The 17887-nt window shown below is 51.0% G+C and carries 18 protein-coding genes; 7 read left to right on the top strand and 11 right to left on the bottom strand.

Annotated features, from left to right (window positions below; all coding sequences use genetic code 11):
- Positions 1-24: 24 nt before the first annotated feature.
- The 3 genes from OGV94_RS11885 to fabI all read right to left on the bottom strand — a co-directional run bounded on the left by OGV94_RS11885 (position 25) and on the right by fabI (position 4183).
- Entirely contained in the window at positions 25-1959 is a 1935-nt protein-coding gene (locus tag OGV94_RS11885) for an exoribonuclease II (protein ID WP_080625247.1), read from the bottom strand.
- An 89-nt stretch (positions 1960-2048) separates the two neighbouring features.
- Positions 2049-3194, bottom strand: coding sequence for a carboxymuconolactone decarboxylase family protein (locus OGV94_RS11880; protein ID WP_080625246.1), 1146 nt, complete (start codon positions 3192-3194; stop codon positions 2049-2051).
- Positions 3195-3394: 200 nt separating this feature from the next.
- Complete coding sequence (gene fabI / locus OGV94_RS11875; RefSeq protein WP_043016162.1) at positions 3395-4183, bottom strand: enoyl-ACP reductase FabI; 789 nt, start codon at positions 4181-4183, stop codon at positions 3395-3397.
- 408 nt (positions 4184-4591) lie between these two features.
- On the opposite strand from fabI, the gene OGV94_RS11870 reads away from it, so the two are divergent.
- A complete protein-coding gene (locus tag OGV94_RS11870) occupies positions 4592-5281 on the top strand; it encodes an EAL domain-containing protein (RefSeq protein ID WP_043016163.1) in 690 nt (229 codons plus the stop codon).
- Between the two features lie 38 nt (positions 5282-5319).
- Here the strand turns inward: OGV94_RS11870 and sapF are convergent, their stop codons facing one another.
- The 6 genes from sapF to OGV94_RS11840 all read right to left on the bottom strand — a co-directional run bounded on the left by sapF (position 5320) and on the right by OGV94_RS11840 (position 11335).
- Positions 5320-6126 (bottom strand): peptide ABC transporter ATP-binding protein SapF, encoded by an 807-nt coding sequence (gene sapF, locus OGV94_RS11865; protein WP_043016164.1) that lies wholly within the window; start codon positions 6124-6126, stop codon positions 5320-5322.
- 1 nt (position 6127) lies between these two features.
- A complete protein-coding gene (gene sapD / locus OGV94_RS11860) occupies positions 6128-7120 on the bottom strand; it encodes a peptide ABC transporter ATP-binding protein SapD (protein WP_043016165.1) in 993 nt (330 codons plus the stop codon).
- Positions 7120-8010: a peptide ABC transporter permease SapC gene (gene sapC / locus OGV94_RS11855; RefSeq protein ID WP_043016166.1), complete on the bottom strand. Its 891-nt coding sequence runs from the start codon at positions 8008-8010 to the stop codon at positions 7120-7122. The genes sapD and sapC overlap by 1 nt, the downstream gene beginning before the upstream one ends.
- Positions 7997-8962 carry a peptide ABC transporter permease SapB gene (gene sapB, locus OGV94_RS11850; RefSeq protein ID WP_043016167.1) on the bottom strand — a complete coding sequence of 322 codons (966 nt, stop codon included), beginning with the start codon at positions 8960-8962 and terminating at the stop codon, positions 7997-7999. The genes sapC and sapB overlap by 14 nt, the downstream gene beginning before the upstream one ends.
- The gene (gene sapA, locus OGV94_RS11845; RefSeq protein ID WP_047410878.1) at positions 8959-10602 is read right to left on the bottom strand and encodes an ABC transporter substrate-binding protein SapA; all 1644 of its coding nucleotides are present in this window, start codon (positions 10600-10602) and stop codon (positions 8959-8961) included. Before sapA ends, sapB begins: the two co-directional genes overlap by 4 nt.
- A 340-nt stretch (positions 10603-10942) precedes the next feature.
- Complete coding sequence (locus OGV94_RS11840) at positions 10943-11335, bottom strand: YdeI family stress tolerance OB fold protein (protein ID WP_043016169.1); 393 nt, start codon at positions 11333-11335, stop codon at positions 10943-10945.
- Positions 11336-11584: 249 nt separating this feature from the next.
- On the opposite strand from OGV94_RS11840, the gene OGV94_RS11835 reads away from it, so the two are divergent.
- A complete protein-coding gene (locus tag OGV94_RS11835; protein ID WP_286523391.1) occupies positions 11585-12493 on the top strand; it encodes an SDR family oxidoreductase in 909 nt (302 codons plus the stop codon).
- A 91-nt stretch (positions 12494-12584) separates the two neighbouring features.
- On the opposite strand, the gene OGV94_RS11830 is transcribed toward OGV94_RS11835, so the two are convergent.
- Positions 12585-13229: a quinolone resistance pentapeptide repeat protein QnrB28 gene (locus tag OGV94_RS11830; protein ID WP_032494875.1), complete on the bottom strand. Its 645-nt coding sequence runs from the start codon at positions 13227-13229 to the stop codon at positions 12585-12587.
- 96 nt (positions 13230-13325) lie between these two features.
- Positions 13326-14315, bottom strand: a complete 990-nt coding sequence (gene pspF / locus OGV94_RS11825) for a phage shock protein operon transcriptional activator (protein ID WP_167373448.1) — start codon at positions 14313-14315, stop codon at positions 13326-13328.
- 155 nt (positions 14316-14470) lie between these two features.
- Between pspF and pspA the strand changes: the two genes are divergently transcribed.
- From pspA to OGV94_RS11800, 5 genes are all read left to right on the top strand, one after another.
- A complete protein-coding gene (gene pspA, locus OGV94_RS11820; RefSeq protein ID WP_043016172.1) occupies positions 14471-15139 on the top strand; it encodes a phage shock protein PspA in 669 nt (222 codons plus the stop codon).
- A gap of 54 nt (positions 15140-15193) precedes the next feature.
- A complete protein-coding gene (gene pspB / locus OGV94_RS11815) occupies positions 15194-15418 on the top strand; it encodes an envelope stress response membrane protein PspB (RefSeq protein ID WP_003020509.1) in 225 nt (74 codons plus the stop codon).
- A complete protein-coding gene (gene pspC, locus OGV94_RS11810; protein ID WP_043016173.1) occupies positions 15418-15777 on the top strand; it encodes an envelope stress response membrane protein PspC in 360 nt (119 codons plus the stop codon). The genes pspB and pspC overlap by 1 nt, the downstream gene beginning before the upstream one ends.
- 8 nt (positions 15778-15785) lie before the next feature.
- Positions 15786-16016 carry a phage shock protein PspD gene (gene pspD / locus OGV94_RS11805; protein WP_047410921.1) on the top strand — a complete coding sequence of 77 codons (231 nt, stop codon included), beginning with the start codon at positions 15786-15788 and terminating at the stop codon, positions 16014-16016.
- Between the two features lie 164 nt (positions 16017-16180).
- Positions 16181-17887, top strand: coding sequence for a sugar phosphorylase (locus OGV94_RS11800; RefSeq protein ID WP_075146240.1), 1707 nt, complete (start codon positions 16181-16183; stop codon positions 17885-17887).

Below are 17887 nucleotides of genomic sequence, written 5' to 3'. Positions count from 1 at the left end.
GAAAGGTCGCTGGATTACGACATTTTACATAGCGGGACGTGCGATAACGCTGCGAGTTTCCATCCGCACTTCGGCGATAGTTACGTCAATCACATCCGTGACTTTGTAAACCACTTCACCTTTAATTTGTACGGTGCCGCTTTCCTGGCTGCATACCAGTTCGTCACGAACGGCGTGCAGGAACGGGGCAGGAATAAATGCAACAGCGCCATTATCAATTAAACGCACACGCATGCCGCCACGGCTGACGTCAATGATCTCGGCTGCAAAGCGGGTATCGGTCCCGGCTTTGTCGCTCAGGAAACGGGCGTATAACCAGTCACCAACATCACGCTCAGCCATCCGGTTCAGGCGACGACGTTCCGCCATTTGCACGGTGGTATCATCCTGAGGGCGGGCGATGTTTTCACCTTTGATGACGGCCTTAAGCAGGCGGTGGTTGATCATATCGCCATACTTACGAATAGGAGATGTCCAGGTGGCATAAGCCTCCAGACCCAGCCCAAAGTGCGGACCTGGCTCGATACTTATTTCAGCGTAAGACTGGAAGCGGCGAATTCGACTGTCGAGGAAACCAGAAGGCTGTGCATCCAGTTCGCGGCGCAGTTTGCAGAAACCTTCCAGCGTCAGGACCTCTTCGGCATCCACGTGCATGCCATGGGTTTTCAGCAGCGCGGCCAGAGCGTCGGCGTTAGCGGGGTCAAATCCCATATGGACGTTATAAATACCGAAGCCCAGCTTGTCGCGAAGCACGCGGGCGGCACAAATGTTCGCCGCAATCATGGATTCTTCCACGATACGGTTTGCGATGCGGCGCGGTTCTGCGACGATGTCCAGCACTTCGCCTTTTTCACCCAGAACGAAACGGTAATCCGGGCGATCTTTAAATACCAGTGCATGATTATGACGCCACTCACCACGACTCAGGCAAATACGGTGCAGCAGGCGGATTTGTTCAGCAATCGCGTCGTTTTCAGGCTGCCAGTCGCCTGCGCCTTCCAGCCAGTCGGAGACGTTGTCGTAGACCAGCTTCGCTTTCGACTCAATCGTTGCTGCGAAGAACGTGATGTTGTCTTCAATCGCGCCATCCGCGGTGATGGTCATCCGACATGCCAGAACCGGACGCTCAACGTTTGCACGTAGAGAGCACAAATCGTCAGACAGTTCACGTGGCAGCATCGGGATATTGAATCCCGGCAGATAGTTAGTAAACGCGCGAATTTTTGCCGTTTTATCCAGTTTGCTGCCTTCTGCAATCCAGGCGGTAGGATCGGCAATGGCGACTGTTAATTGCAGTTTGCCGTCGGCCAGTTCTTCAGCATACAGCGCATCGTCCATATCTTCGGTACTGGCGCTGTCGATGGTGACAAAGTTGAGGGCGGTTAAGTCCTCACGAATCAGACCTTCATCCAGCATCTCAGTTGCCACACCGTCCGGTGCTTCCTTTTCGAGATTATGGCGTGCCAGCGTGACCCACCACGGAACAAAGTGGTCATCAGCAAACGTGATAAATTGGGTTAACTCGGCATAGAAGGTGCGATCGCCTTTCAGCGGGTGGCGGCGCATTTCAGCTACGGCCCAATCACCTTCTTTAAATTCATGCTCGACGCCGCGGGCGGCACGGCAAGGGATAGCATCTTTCAGTAACGGATGATCTGGCACAATCGCCAGGCGGTCATTTTTGCCCTGAACTTTACCCACGAAGCGCGTCAGGAAGGGTTCGATCAGTTCTTCCGGCTCGGCAGATTCACGATCTTTTTCTGTATGGATAACCGCTACTATACGGTCGCCATGCATGACTTTTTTCATCTGCGGGGGCGGAATGAAATAGCTTTTTTGTGCATCGACTTCCAGGAAGCCAAAGCCTTTTTCCGTGGCTTTTACCACCCCTTCAGCACGTGGCGTCTGGGAATGCAGTTGCTGTTTAAGCTGCGCTAGCAGCGGGTTGTCCTGAAGCATAATTGTCTATTTTCGTGGCTAAAAGAGCGGCTGACAGTTTTACGCGATTCTATCAGTTGCGGCAAGCGCTCTTTCAGTAAGTGGATCGGTTAACAAGTCTCGCCCAGCGCGATTTTCAAGCGATTCAACCATCCGCACAATCCGCTCCAGGCCAGCAGGTTAATCGCTTGTTCAGAGGAGATGTCCTGATCGAACAAGGGAGTTAACAGCGTGGCGCTAAAGCGGTCAGGCGCTCGGGTTAGCCATTGTACCGCCTGCAGGGTGACGCGCTCAACCGGATGTCGTTGTTCCCAACGCTGTAATTCACGCTCATCCAGGCGAAGCAGGGCGATGACCTCGGCTAATTCATTTGCTGTGTGAGTATGTTCATTAAAGCAGGCCACGCTGCCGTTAATCCGTGACGTCATTAGCACCGTCAGAGAAAATGCCCGCGCCGGTACAGCGCTGCGCCGGGTACTGGAAATAAGCGTCGCAAGTAAATCCAAAATGACCGGTGAATGTATCAGTAATGGCGCCAGAGCTTGCAGTTCATCGGGATAACGTCTGGTCGCCGCCTCATCAAGACCAGGATGTTTTTCTATCGGGAATGGCGCAGCGTGCCAGGTTGTGTTTGTTGCATTAAATGGCGCAGCGTGAGCGAATTGCTGTATATCCAGTCCCGGAATTCGGCGTACCGGATGTCCGGACCAGGCCTGAAACAGGGCTACGATACGGGCCTGAAAACCGACGAATCCGATAATTTGATTCATCAAAATGGTATCGCTGGTGGTCAGCCCGACAGCATCCAGATGCTGGCGATCGCGTGCACCTATCACGGCAGGAGAGCTGGCAAGTTGACGCGCATATTGGGTGATTTGCGCCAGTCGATGGTTACTCTCCCGTGAGGAGTCCGGCCCAGGAAGCGGTGTTAAACGTGCGGCATAGTGATTACACAATCGCTGGACGCCATACACCTGAGCGACAGTTAAGGCTGTACTCATCCGATCATAGGCGCTGAATGTGTGCATCTGATCCTGGTTTACATGAGCCGGGAAGAGGGTCTGGGCGAGTTTACGGGCAGGAGTTAACCAGGATTGAAAAGGCAAAAGGGCGTCATCAGGTATCGCCAGATCCAGTAAAAAGCTGTCGTCGACATGAGCGGCTTCCGGCACCAGCGGCAAAACATCTTGCGGATACGTGCTGGATTGCGTCTCATGATACCAGTGGCTTTTGCCTTCAATTCGGCGTTGTTCCATGGGCGGTCCTTGGTCTAAAAAGTGGCGACCCGGACACGTCGTCATACCACTACGCCGGATCGTTTGCGCTGCAATATCCTGACGTAAGCAGAAGAGGGGATGAAAGATTGTTACGTGATAATAAATATCAGAAAAGCATATATGGCGGCGGGTAGAGAAGAGTCATGGGCGGGTTAATTCCGCCCATTGAGGACTTACGATTATTTCAGTTCCAGCTCGTTCATAGCCGCGATACTGAAGCCACCATCGACGTGAACGACTTCACCAGAGATGCCGGCAGCGAGATCGGAGCACAGGAATGCCGCGGAGTTACCCACATCTTCAATGGTTACAGTGCGGCGAATCGGCGTAACCGCTTCACAATGCGCCAGCATTTTACGGAAATCTTTAATGCCGGAAGCGGCAAGTGTCCGGATAGGACCTGCGGAAATAGCGTTCACACGCACGCCTTCAGGACCCATCGCATTAGCCATGTAGCGAACGTTCGCTTCCAGAGAGGCTTTCGCCAGGCCCATCACATTGTAGTTAGGGATGGCGCGCTCAGCGCCTAAATAGGATAGCGTCAGCAGCGCAGAGCCTGGATTCAGCATGGAACGGCAGGCCTTTGCCATCGCTACAAAGCTGTAAGCGCTGATGTCATGAGCAATTTTGAAGCCTTCGCGGGTGACTGCATTCACGTAGTCGCCATCCAGTTGGTCAGCAGGTGCGAACCCAATTGAGTGAACGAAACCATCGAATTTCGGCCAGGCTTTGCTTAGTTCCGAAAACATTGCATCAATGCTGGCGTCTTCCGCCACATCACACTGCAGTACGATGCTGGAACCCAGTTGAGCTGCAAATTCTTCCACGCGGACTTTTAGTTTGTCGTTCTGGTATGTGAAAGCCAGTTCAGCGCCTTCGCGATGCATTGCCTGAGCGATACCCCAGGCGATAGAAAGTTTGCTGGCAAGACCCGTTACCAGAATACGCTTACCGGAAAGGAAACCCATAGTTTTAATCCTTATGGTCATTGCTTATTTTTAGCAATCAATGAGTTATGATCACAATTTCAAGCTTGCCCGAAATGGGGCTGCAATTATATCCCACTCTTTGTTCCTTGTAGAAGAGTAATCAGCCCGCAGTGACAATCACTACCCATGACATATGAGGATTATACAAGCGCGGAAGGATGGAGAAAATACAAGGCTTTAAAGGCATCTCAATGGTATTATTAACTGCTAGCTTATGTTTATAAACATAGCAAGGTAGGAACTTTCTTAAAACAAAAAATATGACCAGATTCAGTTCTTTATGATATATTGTTTTTATCGATCGATATTGATACATTGATCGATATTATTGATTGATTGTGATTAAAAGTGCATTATCAGGAAGTTATGATCAATTGGAGTGGTCTTATGCACTATCATTTCATCGCGGAACCGATGAGAGACACAACTGATACGTTACTGGGAGTTGAGATGAGCGCCCGGTTTGCTTCAGATACGGTTTCTCCGTTACATCCGGAGTTCATCATTTCAGCGTGGAATAGCGAACAAAAACGTCATTTCATGCTCGAGCAAATTCGATTAATTGCCGAAAAACGTGACTGGTTTGAAAGCCACAACCTTTTCTGTACTCTGAACCTTATTGATGAAATGGCGCTACTGGCGATTGGAGACCCGATCGTCAAATCGGCATTACATGCAATGCCATTTGTTGCACTGGAACTTTCAGAACGTTTTCTGACGAATACCGTGTGTCTGAATAATCTACTGATTAATTCACTTCGCGACGGCCCAAACGCATTATGGCTGGGCGATCTGGGTTCCGGCAGCATTGGTGCCAGTCCGCTGGTGTGCGGTCGTTTTGACGTTGTGAAGCTGGATCGTGGTTTCTTCCTGGAGCAGGTTGAAAAACCAATGTTCCCGGTGCTAATGAAAAACATTCGTGAATATTGCGACCGTATTGCAGTGGAGGGCGTGGAAACAGCACGTCTTATCGACGAGGCAGGCGCTGCGGGTGTTTGGGTGATGCAGGGAACCCTTTTCCCTTCGGTTGCTTTTAGCGAGGTAGATACACTGCTCTTACCCAGCGTTTGCCACTGATTGCAAAATTGCCCTCCGCTGAAGGAGGGCTGCATCTGCTAGCGATCTTTACGCCACGCGTCAGCGGTAAGCGCTTCGCCGAAATGGCCTGCAATCAGGCGACGGGTAAGCTCATGCAGCGGCGAGGCCAGAACATCTGCTGTGCTGCCACGTTCAACCACTTCCCCCTGGTGCATGACTAATACCTGATCGCTGATATGCTTCATCATGCCAATGTGCTGGGTCACATAAATATATGAAATACCCTGTTTTTCCTGCAATTCCAGCATCAGATTGATGAGCTGCGAACGCATCGACATGTCGAGAGAGGCCAGAGCCTCGTCGGCGATAATTACTTTGGGTCGTAAAATGAGCGCTCGAGCAAGGCCCAGACGCTGTTTTTGTCCCGGGGCCAGCATATGCGGGTAATAACTCACATGGTCAGGCAGCAGACCCACCATACGCATGGTCTCGACGATCTGCTTGCGACGCTGTTCCGGCTCGAGGTCGGTGTTAAGACGTAGCGGGAAATCGAGGATCTGTGAGATACGCTGCCGCGGGTTAAGTGACGTTGACGGATCCTGGAAAATCATCCTGATACGCTGACTACGGAATGAGTAATCGCCATATTTTAACGGGTGATCGTCAATCAGTACCTCACCGCTGGTGGGCTCAATCATACCGGCCAGCATCTTCGCCAGAGTAGATTTACCAGAACCATTTTCGCCTATCACAGCGAGCGTCTGACGCTCGCGCAGGGTAAAGCTCAGGGGCTTAACGGCTTCAACGGTCTGACGGCGAAATAGGCCCGTCCGGTAGCGAAAGGTTTTGCTCAGATTACGAACTTCGAGCAGGGTTTCTACCATCTCACTCTCTCTCCATATTCAGCGGGAAATGACAGGCGTAGAGATGATTCTTTGCTCCGGTCAGTCTTGGGGTTTCGATACATTCGCGCTGAGCATAAGGGCAGCGCGGCCCCAGACGACAGCCGATAGGTAATTGTTCCAGCAATGGAATTGCTCCTGGCATGGTATTCAGGCGGCTTTTGTGCGGCATTGCGCTACCAAAATCAGGAATGGCGCGAATCAACGCCTGAGTGTAAGGATGATGCGGAATCGTCACCAGGTCCTTACTGGGCGCAGTTTCTACCGTTTGCCCGCAGTACATCACGTTAACTTTGTCTGCCCACTGGCTGAGCATTTGCAAGTCATGGCTTATCAACAAAATGGTGGTGTTGCTGTTTTGATTTAGCCGGGTCAGCAGGCGGAAAATTTGTGCCTGAGTGGTGGGTTCCATCGCGTTCGTCGGTTCGTCGGCAATCAGCAAGCGTGGCTGATTAGCCAGGGCGATAGCGATCATCACCTTCTGGCATTCGCCGTCGGTGAGTTCGTACGGGAAGCTGCGCATGGCATCTTTATGATCTTTTATCCCGACGCGGTGCAGGAGTTCAATCGCGCGGCGTTTGCGCCAGCCAATGCGCTGCCACCAGCGGCCCTTGTAGGTCCATGCCGGAATATTTTGCATCAGCTGACGTCCGATGCGCTCGGAGGGGTCGAGACACGATTGCGGTTCCTGAAAGATCATAGAAACGTTATGACCGACCAGCTTGCGTCGTTCACGAGCTGAAAGGCGCAGCAGATCGATATCATCAAAGCGCATACGGTCTGCGGTTACGCGCCAGTTATCTTTAGCAACGCCGCAAATGGCCTTGGCGATCAGACTTTTTCCGGACCCGGACTCGCCGACCAGCCCGCGGATTTCACCTTCATTGAGGGTCATGCTGACGCGGTCAACCGCCTTTACCCACTCGTCGCCGGTCCTGAATTCAATGGTCAGGTTACGGATATCCAGTAATGGCATTATTCCACCCCCGCAATAATTGCGCGGCGCACGCCATCACCCAGCAGGTTAACCAGCAGTACGCTTATCATAATCGCTGCACCTGGCAGCATCACCGTCCACGGCGCGACATAAATCAGCTCCAGCGCGTCGCCCAGCATGGCTCCCCATTCTGGTGACGGCAACTGTGCGCCAAGGTCGAGAAAACCCAGCGCGGCGATGTCCAGAATCGCCATCGACAGCGCACGGGTAATTTCGGTGATAAGCCCGGCGGTAATATTGGGCAGAACGGCGAACCACAGAATATTGAGTGTGGTTGCGCCGTCCAGACGAGCGGCAATAACGTACTCTTTTTCCAGCTCGTCATGCACCATGCTGTAGACGGAGCGTACCATGCGCGGCAGCAGCGCCAGCCATACGGCAAACATCGCGTGGGTCAGATGCGGCCCCGCAAAGGCCACCACAATAATCGCCAGCAGCAGCGAAGGGATCGAGAGCAGAGTGTCCAGAATGTGGTTCAGTACCGCGGAGCGTAAACCGTGCGTCGCACCGGCAACCACGCCCAGCAACAGACCACACAGGGTAGCGGCGAGGGTGACGACAAACGCGCCGCCAACGGTCGGGGCCGCACCGCTGAGCAGGCGGCTTAACACGTCACGCCCCAGATCGTCAGTTCCGAGGAAAAATGAGACTTCGCCATAGCGCGACCATGACGGCGGTAAAAGCTGATAACCGAGAAACTGCTGGTCGATGCCATAAGGGGCAAACCAACCGCCAAAAACACACAGAATCGCTAATCCCGCGCAACCATACAGGCCAATCATCGCCGTCGCATCGCCGTAAAAATTACGCCACGCGGTGCGCAGCGTTCCCGGTGGGCGCTTTTCGCTGTAGACGCTATCGTAAGGCATACCATTCCTTATGTTTCAGAGGGTTAGCCATAGCACCCAAAATATCAGAGATGACGTTGACGATGATAACCAGTGAGCCAATCACCATAACGCCCGCCGAAATCGCCGCGTAATCCTGCTGGCGAATCGCGTTAATCAGCCAACGGCCAAGGCCAGGCCAGCTAAAGACCATCTCGGTGATCATCGCCAGCGTCAGCATGGTGGAAAACTGTAAACCCAGGCGCGGGATCACCGGCGGGAGGGCGTTGTGCAGGACGTGACGGCGCAGAATTGTTAAGCGTGACAGACCACGCGTGGCGGCCGCTTTGATGTAGTTTTGATCAAAGACCTCGATGGTGCTGATACGCATCAGGCGAATAACTTCGGTAGTAGGGGCGACGGAAAGCGTCAACACCGGGAGCACCATGTGCCGGATTGCGCTGACCAGCATTTCATCGCGCCAGGGCGAGTCGGAGATCCACGCATCAATAATGGCAAAACCGGTAACGGGTTTTACTTCGTAGAGCAGATCAAAACGCCCCGACACGGGAAGCCAGCCAAGGGTCAGTGAGAAGAGCAATGTCAGCAACAGCGCCAGCCAAAAAACCGGAATCGAAAAACCCATTAGCGCTAATGCGCTGATGCAGCGGTCCTGCCATTTGTTCCGCGTGATGCCTGCCAACATACCAACGGGGATCCCGACCATCAGCGCAAAACCAAAGGCCAGAATGCACAGTTCCATCGTCGCCGGGAACACCTCCTTCAACTGTTCTGAAATCAATTGGCCATTAATACTGGAGACGCCGAAATCCCAGTGGATGAGGCCATTGAACCAGAATACCCAGGCGTTCCACAGTGATGCGCCCTGTAACGGCGCATGAGGTGTGAAGTAGCTCAGACTGAATCCAATAAAGGTCAGAAAGAACAGGGTGATCAGCAGCAATAAAAAACGGCGCAAGGTGAAGATAATCATGGTTTTTTCACCTCATCTTTCTTTTCCCTGGAAACCCCGGCAAAAGAGGCATTACCGAACGGACTGAGCACCAGCCCTTTAATATCGTAGCGGTAAGCCTGCAGACGCAGTGAAGAGGCCAGCGGCAGGATTGGTAACTCTTTCGCGAGAATATTTTGCGCTTCGTCATAGGCATCAATTCGCGATGAGAGCTGCTGCGACGAGAGGGCTTTGCGCAGAACGCTGTCAAATTCCGGATTACACCAGTGGGCGAAGTTGGTTTGCGAGTTGATGGCGGCACAGCTTAGCAACGGTCGGAAAAAACTGTCAGGATCGTTACTGTCCGTCGCCCAGCCGGATAACGTCAGATCATGGTTCATATCCATTAATCGCGCCTCCTGAAATCGACCTTCTACCGGAATGATTTTCACTTTCACACCCACCTGAGCCATATCTGCCTGAATCAGCTCGGCGGTTTTCAGCGGACTTGGGTTCCAGGCCTGTGAGCTGGTGGGAACCCAAAGTTGCAAGGTCAGGTTCTCCAGCCCCAGCGCTTTTAACTGTTCGCGCGATTTTGCCGGGTTGTATTCTGTAATTTTAGCTTCGTTGTCATATGCCCACGAGGCGCGAGGCAAAATAGATGCTGCGGTTTCCGCCGTCCCGTAGTAGATGGACTGCATCAGCCGTTGGTTATTAATGGCCAGCGCCAGCGCATGCCGCACGGCAGGGTTATCCAGCGGCGGTTTATTGGTGTTGAATGCCAGATACGCGATGTTCATCCCCGGACGCAGTGTCAGACGCAGGCGTGGGTCATCACGCAAAATGCTGAGCTGGCTGGCGGCAGGCCAGGCCAGAACGTCGCACTCGCCGGTCAGGAGTTTCGATAAGCGTCCGGTGCCGCCGGAGCCAAGGTCCACAACCACCTGCGGCATCAGCGGAGTACCACGCCAGAATTTTTCATGGCGCTGCAGTCGAATATATTGGCCGGCGCGATTCTCCGAAAGCTGGTACGGGCCCGTGCCGACGGGTTGTCTGTCGAGCAGTTCCTGGCGATCCTGTTTTGCAAGGTTAGCCGCATATTCTGCTGACATCACCGAAGCATAGTGCGTGGCAAGGTGCCACATAAAGGAGGCATCGGGCTGGGTTAAACGAAATTCAACGGTGTTATTGTCCAGCTTGCGTACGCTTTGGACATTATCGGCGAACTGCAAACTGTCGAAGTAGGGGAAACTACTGCCGTTCACATTATGCCACGGATGCTGGCGATCAAAGATGCGCTCGAAGGTAAACACCACGTCGTCCGCATTCAGTTTACGGGTGGGGGTAAACCAGGCAGTCTTCTGAAACTGGACGTCACGACGCAGGTGGAAGCGGTAGGTTGCGCCGTTATCCAGCACCTCCCAGCTTTCGGCCAGCTCAGGCACCAGTCGATAGGTGTACGGGTCGACATCAAGCAGTCGGTCATACAATTGGGCCGCCAGCGTGTCGACGATGAGGCCGCTGCTCGCTTTTTGCGGATTGAACGTATTGACCTGCCCGCTGACGCAATAGACAAAGCCGCTGTCACGAATATCGGCGTGCGAAGCCTGTTCAGGCGCGGCAGCAGCCTGACCACTCAGAAATCCAGCCATCACGATCAGAGATGATAAAACCAGGCGCATAATTTTAAAGGATTATAAATAAAGAGGCTATCTTACTAATACTTAATGACATTTGCCATTACCGTTTGTGTTTGGGGGCAGCAAGGGTGATAAACGCGAATTCAACATCGCGACATGTTCAACATTCATACCCGCTATCCACTTTGAATCTACTCTGTTAACTATCTTAGCATTTTCATGACCCATCTGACTCGCTTAAACGCGTGATTCGCTGGCAGACAGAAAAACGTGAGGGAAAAGAGGGGAGGAAATGACCATGACGGGCAGAAGTGAGCATTAGCAAAATCGTAGGAATAAAGAAAATCGACCGGGAAGAGTGGCTTCCTTCCCGGTTATTGCGTTACTTCTGGATCTTATTTACGCGAACAACTGGTGGTTGCATTTTCGCATCGAGGCTACCGTTAATACTGATCATGTGATCGGGTTTAACCGTTCGGCCATCGAAAACCGCGTGTGGAATTAAAGTCTGGATACTGCCGGTTTTATCACGAAAGATAAATTTGTCTCCGCCTTGATCCTCGATGAGATTACCTCGTAGAGAAATGGTCGCACCGTCATGCATCGTTTTGGCCTGTTCGACAGTCATGATTCTTGCATCTTCGGTCCCACGATAACCTTCATCCAGAGCGTGGGCTGGCGGTGGAGCTGTATCATTTTTCAACCCGCCGTTATCATCAGCAAGCGCTGGCGACAATAAAAAACAACATAATAATGGCGTTATGGATAATTTCATACGTTCTCCCTTTTGCCTGGGTTGAGATGTAAATTGTGGTTGCTATTTATTAATACTGCGAACTGGAAAAGTCTCAAATGACATTGTTTAAATTAAGTATAACGTTGGTGGGGATATAAGCGTAACGGTAGGGGGAAGTAGGGAGGGTAATATTCCGAGAAAATTAAGTACAGCTGGATAATATAGGTCATGCCATTCATTTTGGTCTACGCTTATTAGTCTTTGTGATAAATAAAGAGAGGTAATTGCATGGCTGGCTTAAACAAGGAAAAAAAGACCTTCAATAAAACCAATTCTGCGCGTTTTCCGGCGCCGCCTTTTCAACAGCAGCAGCAGCCCTTTCCTGGGCTGGCGGGGAAAATGCAACCGCGTCCCGACCATGGAGAAGACAGCTATCAGGGAAGCGGTCGCCTGAATGGGCGCAAGGTATTAATTACCGGTGGGGATTCAGGGATTGGTCGTGCTGTTGCTATTGCCTATGCTCGTGAAGGCGCTGATGTTGCGATCAACTATTTACCTGAAGAAGAAGACGATGCGCGTGAAGTGGTCGACCTGATAAAAAAAGCAGGCAGAAATGTTTTGGCCATCCCCGGAGATATCCGTGATGAAGCTTTTTGCGGTCATCTGGTAACACAGGCGGTAAAAGGACTGGGAGGGTTGGATATCCTCGTCAATAATGCGGGTCGTCAGCAATTTTGTGAGTCAATTGAGGAACTCACCACAGAAGATTTCGACGCAACATTTAAGACCAATGTCTACGCTATGTTTTGGATCACCAAAGCGGCCATACCCCATCTTTCACCAGACAGCGTGATAATTAATACCTCCTCGGTACAGGCTTATGAGCCAAGTGAAATCTTGCTTGATTATGCTCAGACTAAAGCAGCTATCGTGGCATTTACTAAATCGCTGGCGAAACAGCTGGCCCCGAAAGGGATCCGTGTTAATGCCGTCGCGCCGGGTCCATACTGGACGGTGCTGCAGTGTTGTGGCGGTCAACCGCAGGAAAAGGTGGAGAAATTTGGGGCAAATGCGCCGCTGGGACGTCCTGGACAACCGGTGGAAATCGCGCCGCTTTATGTCACCCTGGCCGCTCAGGAGAACAGCTATACGTCTGGTCAGGTCTGGTGTTCTGATGGGGGAACCGGAACCCTCTAGCGTTTATTCTCTGTACGTCGAAAGTGACTTTTAAGGCAAGGACGGACACTAGTGTATAAGGGCGGGAGCGGTACTTACCGCTCCGAGAATGCTAACCAATCACCGCGATGCCAAGGCGCTCCATCAGCAACGCTGCCTGATAGCTATCCAATTTGACGCCTTGTAAATCTACACCCCGAATATCTAAATCACCCAGTTCTGAATTGGTCAAATCACAGTGCGTGAAGTTTGCGGCCCGCCAGTCGAACGCTGAAAATTCACCGCCCGAGAGATCTGATCCACTGAACGTTGCACCCGCTACCTGAGTTCCCATCCAGCGGTTTTCCCACAGCTCGCACTTTTCCAGGACAACCTTCGAAAAGTTGGCGTAGCTTAGATTGGTATTCGTGATGTATGCGCTGCAAAACCAGGTCCGCGTGGTGATCATGTTCATAAAACTCGCGCCGCGAAAATCTGAACCCTGCGCGCGGCAGTGGCGAATTTCAATTCCCAGGGCACTGACGTTGCGAAAATCCGCCATGGATAAATCGCAACTTTTAAAAATGGCATCTTTCAGCATTGCGCGACTAAAATTACACCCTTTCTGGCTTTCGCGATCATAAAACTGACAGCCGATAAATTCAGTGCCGCTAAGATCGGCCCCTGAAAAATCACAGTTAAAAAAAGTACTGTTTTCAACTTTTTCCCCGGTGAAGCGGTTTCTGTCAATTTTTTCGCTGACTAGTGCCAGAGTCATAATGATATGCCTGTTTTTTTATACAGTGATTTCATCATGGTAATCTGTTTTAACGCTATGCGTCAAATCCTCCAGTATAACGTCGGCGAAAGTGTCCTAAATCTGGTGTTTCTTCAGCAAGGCACGAAGCTGATGGTAAGTCAGACCCAGTAGTTCAGCGGCCTTTTTCTGATTAAATTTCGCTTGCTGCAAGCTGGTTTGTAAAAAGTCTTTCTCTTGTTGCTGCTGGAATTCACGCAAATCCAGCGGTAATGCTGCAGATGCCAGCGTTGTTTCCTCTACCTGCGGCTGCGCAACATGGCGACGGAAGGGGTCGATGATTATCTCATCCAGCGGGTAATCGCTGGTACCGTGCCGGTATACGGAACGCTCCACGACGTTTTTTAGTTCACGAATATTGCCCGGCCAACGGTAGTGGAGGAGGGTCTCCCTGGCCTCGGCGGTAAACCCCGGGAACAGCGGTAACCCGATCTCGCGACACATCTGAATGGCAAAGTGTTCGGCCATTAACATGATGTCGCTTTGACGCTCGCGTAACGGGGGAAGTTGCACCACGTCAAAGGCCAGACGATCCAGCAGGTCTGCGCGGAAAGTGCCTTCGCTGACCATACGTGGCAGGTCGGCATTGGTCGCACAAACCAGGCGTACGTTAACCTGCAACGGCTGGCTGCCGCCAACGCGCTCCAGCTCGCCATACTCAATGACGCGCAACAGTTTTTCCTGCACCAGCATGGGGGCAGTCGCCAGCTCGTCAAGAAACAGCGTGCCGCCATCGGCGCGCTCGAAACGTCCAGGGTGGCGTTTTTGCGCGCCGGTAAAGGCACCCGCTTCGTGACCAAACAGTTCGGAATCGAGTAAGTTCTCGTTGAGCGCCGCGCAGTTAAGTGAAATAAACGGACCTTGCCAACGCGTAGAGAGGTAGTGCAGGCGGTTGGCAATAAGCTCTTTCCCTGTACCTCGCTCACCGATAACCAGCACAGGTTTATCCAGTGGCGCCAGATGAGAAACCTGCTCCAGCACTTCAATAAAGCTGTTTGCTTCACCCAGAAGATTATCTTTGTATTCTGCCATGATGAAATTCACCATTTGTTAGTGTTATTCACCAATTTACCCTAATTATCTCGACAGGTAAAATTAGATATAATTATTAAAATCAATGAGATAAAAAGTTGGCACGCCAAGTGCATTACGAAATCAGCAGGGCATAGCCCGATATCAGAACAGTAAGTGAGGATTACATTATGGGTATTTTTTCTCGTTTTGCCGACATCGTGAACGCCAACATTAATGCGTTGCTGGAAAAGGCTGAAGATCCGCAGAAGCTGGTGCGGTTAATGATCCAGGAAATGGAAGATACGCTGGTTGAGGTGCGCTCAAATTCCGCACGCGCTCTGGCAGAAAAGAAACAATTATCTCGCCGTATTGAACAGGCCAGCGCGCAACAGGCAGAGTGGCAAGAAAAAGCCGAGCTGGCGCTGCGTAAAGAGAAAGAAGATTTGGCGCGTTCTGCGTTAATCGAAAAACAGAAACTGACTGACCTGATTGCCTCTCTGGAGCATGAGGTGACGCTGGTTGACGATACGCTGGCGCGTATGAAAAAAGAGATTGGTGAGCTGGAAAATAAACTCAGTGAAACCCGGGCTCGTCAGCAGGCGCTGATGCTGCGTCATCAGGCAGCGAGTTCTTCGCGTGATGTCCGTCGTCAACTGGACAGCGGTAAACTGGATGAAGCGATGGCGCGCTTTGAATCTTTCGAGCGTCGTATCGATCATATGGAAGCTGAGGCTGAAAGCCATAACTTCGGTAAACAAAAGTCTCTGGATCAGCAATTTGCTGACCTGAAAGCAGATGATGAAATCAGCGAGCAGCTGGCGCAACTTAAAGCCAAAATGCAGCAAGACAAGCAATAATAACATCTGGCGGCGCCCGAACGCGCCGCCGCTCATCACCTGTAAGGAGTACTCATGAGCGCGCTATTTCTGGCTATCCCGTTAACCATCTTTGTGTTGTTCGTTTTACCGATTTGGCTCTGGCTGCATTACAGCAACCGTTCCAGTCGTGGCGAACTGTCGCAAAGTGAACAGCAACGTCTGGTCGAACTCAACGATGACGCACAGCGGATGCGCGAGCGCATTCAGGCGCTGGAAGACATCCTTGATGCTGAACATCCAAACTGGAGGGACCGCTAATGGGAGGCGTTAACCTGAACAAAAAACTGTGGCGTATTCCGCAGCAGGGCATGGTGAAGGGGGTTTGCGCAGGTATTGCGCATTATCTCGATGTGCCTGTGAAGCTGGTACGGATCCTGGTGGTGTTGTCAGTCTTTTTTGGCCTGGCCTTTTTCACCTTCGTCGCCTACATCGTGCTGACGTTTGTGTTAGACCCGATGCCGGACAATGTGGTCTGTGGCGAGCAACAGCCATCTAGCGGCGAGCTGTTGGATGCTGTCGATCGCGAGCTGGCAGCAAGTGAAAAGCGTTTGCGTGAAATGGAACGTTATGTGACGTCTGATACTTTTTCATTACGTAGTCGCTTCCGCCAATTGTGAGGTTAGACATGAACAATCGCTGGCAACGTGCCGGGCAAAGGGTTAAGCCGGGCTTTAAAATAGCAGGTAAGCTGGTGCTTTTGACGGCGCTTCGTTACGGCCCGGCAGGGGTAGCAGGGTGGGCGGTGAAATCCGTCGCCCGACGCCCGCTAAAAATGCTGCTGGCGTTGGTTCTGGAGCCGGTGTTGAGTCGGGCAGCAGCAAAATTGTCGAAACGCTATTCTGGTAATCAAACCTGATATCTGAATCAGCAAAAGCAAGCAACAATTAATCAACATTCCCTCAGTTAATTTGCGGCAGCTCACAAATACGATTTTTTGGCTGCCAAAATTCTTTTTTTACCCCCCTCCAGACCACCTCGGCTGATTGACAGCTTATTTTCCTCAGAGTAGTCTCTTGATTCATGGGACCGCTACCACGAGAATTGAAGGTGAACCAAAAAATCCAAAAATGTCTGACAGAAGTTTATGGTGATACATTCACTTCATGCCACTATGAAGCGCTGCTTGCACGTTTAGAGAAGTCACAGGGATTAATTAAAAAGATCCGTAAAGCGCATTGGGATGAGGGTGATGTCGTTCTTATTACCTACGCCGATCAATTCCACGGGGCTGGTAAAAAACCGCTGCCTACATTTAATCAATTTTATAATGAATGGCTTAAGACGACATTTTCTCATGTGCATCTGCTGCCGTTTTATCCGTGGTCATCGGATGATGGGTTTTCCGTGATTAATTACCATCAGGTTGCCGAAGAAACGGGTGACTGGAATGATATTAAGGAATTAGGTGAATCCAGTCGACTGATGTTTGATTTTGTTTGTAACCATATGTCAGCTAAAAGCGAGTGGTTTAATAATTATTTACAACAGCTTGACGGTTATGAAAATTTCTTTATTGCAATGGATCCTGATACGGACCTGAGCAACGTCACACGTCCACGCGCATTACCGTTACTGACGCCGTTTACGCTAAAAGATAACACCGTACGCCATTTATGGACGACGTTCAGCGACGACCAGGTCGATCTCAATTATGCCAACCCGGTAGTACTACTGGCGATGGTCGATGTGCTATTGAGCTATCTTGAGCAGGGCGCAGATTATGTCCGCCTGGATGCAGTTGGCTTTATGTGGAAAGAGCCAGGAACGAGCTGTATTCATCTGGAAAAAACGCATCAGCTTATCAAACTATTCCGCGCTATTGCTGACTGTGCGGCGCCTGGCACAGCGATTATTACCGAAACGAACGTCCCACATAAGGATAACGTGTCTTACTATGGTAATGGCCGTGATGAAGCGCATATGGTGTACCAGTTCTCGCTGCCGCCGCTGGTGCTGCATGCGGTACAACGCCAGGACACGTCGACATTGTGCCAGTGGGCGCAATCACTGGAACTGCCGTCTGGCGAGACCACCTGGTTTAATTTTCTCGCATCGCATGACGGTATTGGTCTCAATCCATTGCGCGGTTTGTTGCCTGAAGACGAGATCATGCGTCTGGTGACAGAATTACAACAGGAAGGCGCGCTGGTTAACTGGAAAAATAATCCTGATGGTACTCGCAGTCCGTATGAAATTAACGTGACATATATGGATGCGCTAACGCCAGGAAATTGTAGCGATGCTGAGCGGTTTTCTCGCTTTATTCTCGCACATGCCATTTTGCTGAGTTTTCCTGGTGTGCCGGCGGTTTACATTCAAAGCATCCTTGGATCACGCAATGACTATAAAGGTGTTGAGACGTTAGGTTATAACCGTGCGATCAACCGCAAAAAATATCAGATAAGACAAATAGAAACGGAGTTGGCAGATGAAACCAGTTTGCGTAACGCTATTTATCATGAGTTATCCCGACTCATTGTAATACGTCGTAATAATAAAGCATTCCACCCTGATAGTAATTTTCAAATTTGCAATGTTACACCAGCTGTCATGCAAATTAAACGTACGGCGGAAACAGGCGAGGAAATTACTGGACTATTTAATGTCAGCGGTCATACGCAAACCATTTGCATTGATATTGAAAATGGATTTGATTTGATTAGCGGTGAAACTATTTCAGGTAAAGAATTAACGTTGTACGCCTGGCAGGTCATGTGGGTTAAGTAA

It is taken from the genome of Citrobacter sp. Ce006 (assembly GCF_030336535.1).
Lineage (GTDB): Bacteria > Pseudomonadota > Gammaproteobacteria > Enterobacterales > Enterobacteriaceae > Citrobacter > Citrobacter europaeus.
The sequence above is the reverse complement of the archived record's forward strand: the minus strand, read 5'-3'. Positions and strand labels throughout refer to the sequence as shown.

Excerpts from the sequence above, each read along its gene's own strand:
- pspC (WP_043016173.1), top strand. The coding sequence starts at position 15,418 with ATGGGAGGCGTTAACCTGAACAAAAAACTGTGGCGTATTCCGCAGCAG.
- sapF (WP_043016164.1), bottom strand. The coding sequence starts at position 6,126 with ATGGTAGAAACCCTGCTCGAAGTTCGTAATCTGAGCAAAACCTTTCGC.
- OGV94_RS11885 (WP_080625247.1), bottom strand. The coding sequence starts at position 1,959 with ATGCTTCAGGACAACCCGCTGCTAGCGCAGCTTAAACAGCAACTGCAT.
- sapC (WP_043016166.1), bottom strand. The coding sequence starts at position 8,010 with ATGCCTTACGATAGCGTCTACAGCGAAAAGCGCCCACCGGGAACGCTG.
- pspA (WP_043016172.1), top strand. The coding sequence starts at position 14,471 with ATGGGTATTTTTTCTCGTTTTGCCGACATCGTGAACGCCAACATTAAT.
- OGV94_RS11800 (WP_075146240.1), top strand. The coding sequence starts at position 16,181 with ATGGGACCGCTACCACGAGAATTGAAGGTGAACCAAAAAATCCAAAAA.
- fabI (WP_043016162.1), bottom strand. The coding sequence starts at position 4,183 with ATGGGTTTCCTTTCCGGTAAGCGTATTCTGGTAACGGGTCTTGCCAGC.
- pspF (WP_167373448.1), bottom strand. The coding sequence starts at position 14,315 with ATGGTGAATTTCATCATGGCAGAATACAAAGATAATCTTCTGGGTGAA.
- pspD (WP_047410921.1), top strand. The coding sequence starts at position 15,786 with ATGAACAATCGCTGGCAACGTGCCGGGCAAAGGGTTAAGCCGGGCTTT.
- OGV94_RS11835 (WP_286523391.1), top strand. The coding sequence starts at position 11,585 with ATGGCTGGCTTAAACAAGGAAAAAAAGACCTTCAATAAAACCAATTCT.
- OGV94_RS11870 (WP_043016163.1), top strand. The coding sequence starts at position 4,592 with ATGCACTATCATTTCATCGCGGAACCGATGAGAGACACAACTGATACG.
- OGV94_RS11840 (WP_043016169.1), bottom strand. The coding sequence starts at position 11,335 with ATGAAATTATCCATAACGCCATTATTATGTTGTTTTTTATTGTCGCCA.
- sapB (WP_043016167.1), bottom strand. The coding sequence starts at position 8,962 with ATGATTATCTTCACCTTGCGCCGTTTTTTATTGCTGCTGATCACCCTG.
- sapA (WP_047410878.1), bottom strand. The coding sequence starts at position 10,602 with ATGCGCCTGGTTTTATCATCTCTGATCGTGATGGCTGGATTTCTGAGT.
- sapD (WP_043016165.1), bottom strand. The coding sequence starts at position 7,120 with ATGCCATTACTGGATATCCGTAACCTGACCATTGAATTCAGGACCGGC.
- OGV94_RS11880 (WP_080625246.1), bottom strand. The coding sequence starts at position 3,194 with ATGGAACAACGCCGAATTGAAGGCAAAAGCCACTGGTATCATGAGACG.
- OGV94_RS11830 (WP_032494875.1), bottom strand. The coding sequence starts at position 13,229 with ATGACTCTGGCACTAGTCAGCGAAAAAATTGACAGAAACCGCTTCACC.
- pspB (WP_003020509.1), top strand. The coding sequence starts at position 15,194 with ATGAGCGCGCTATTTCTGGCTATCCCGTTAACCATCTTTGTGTTGTTC.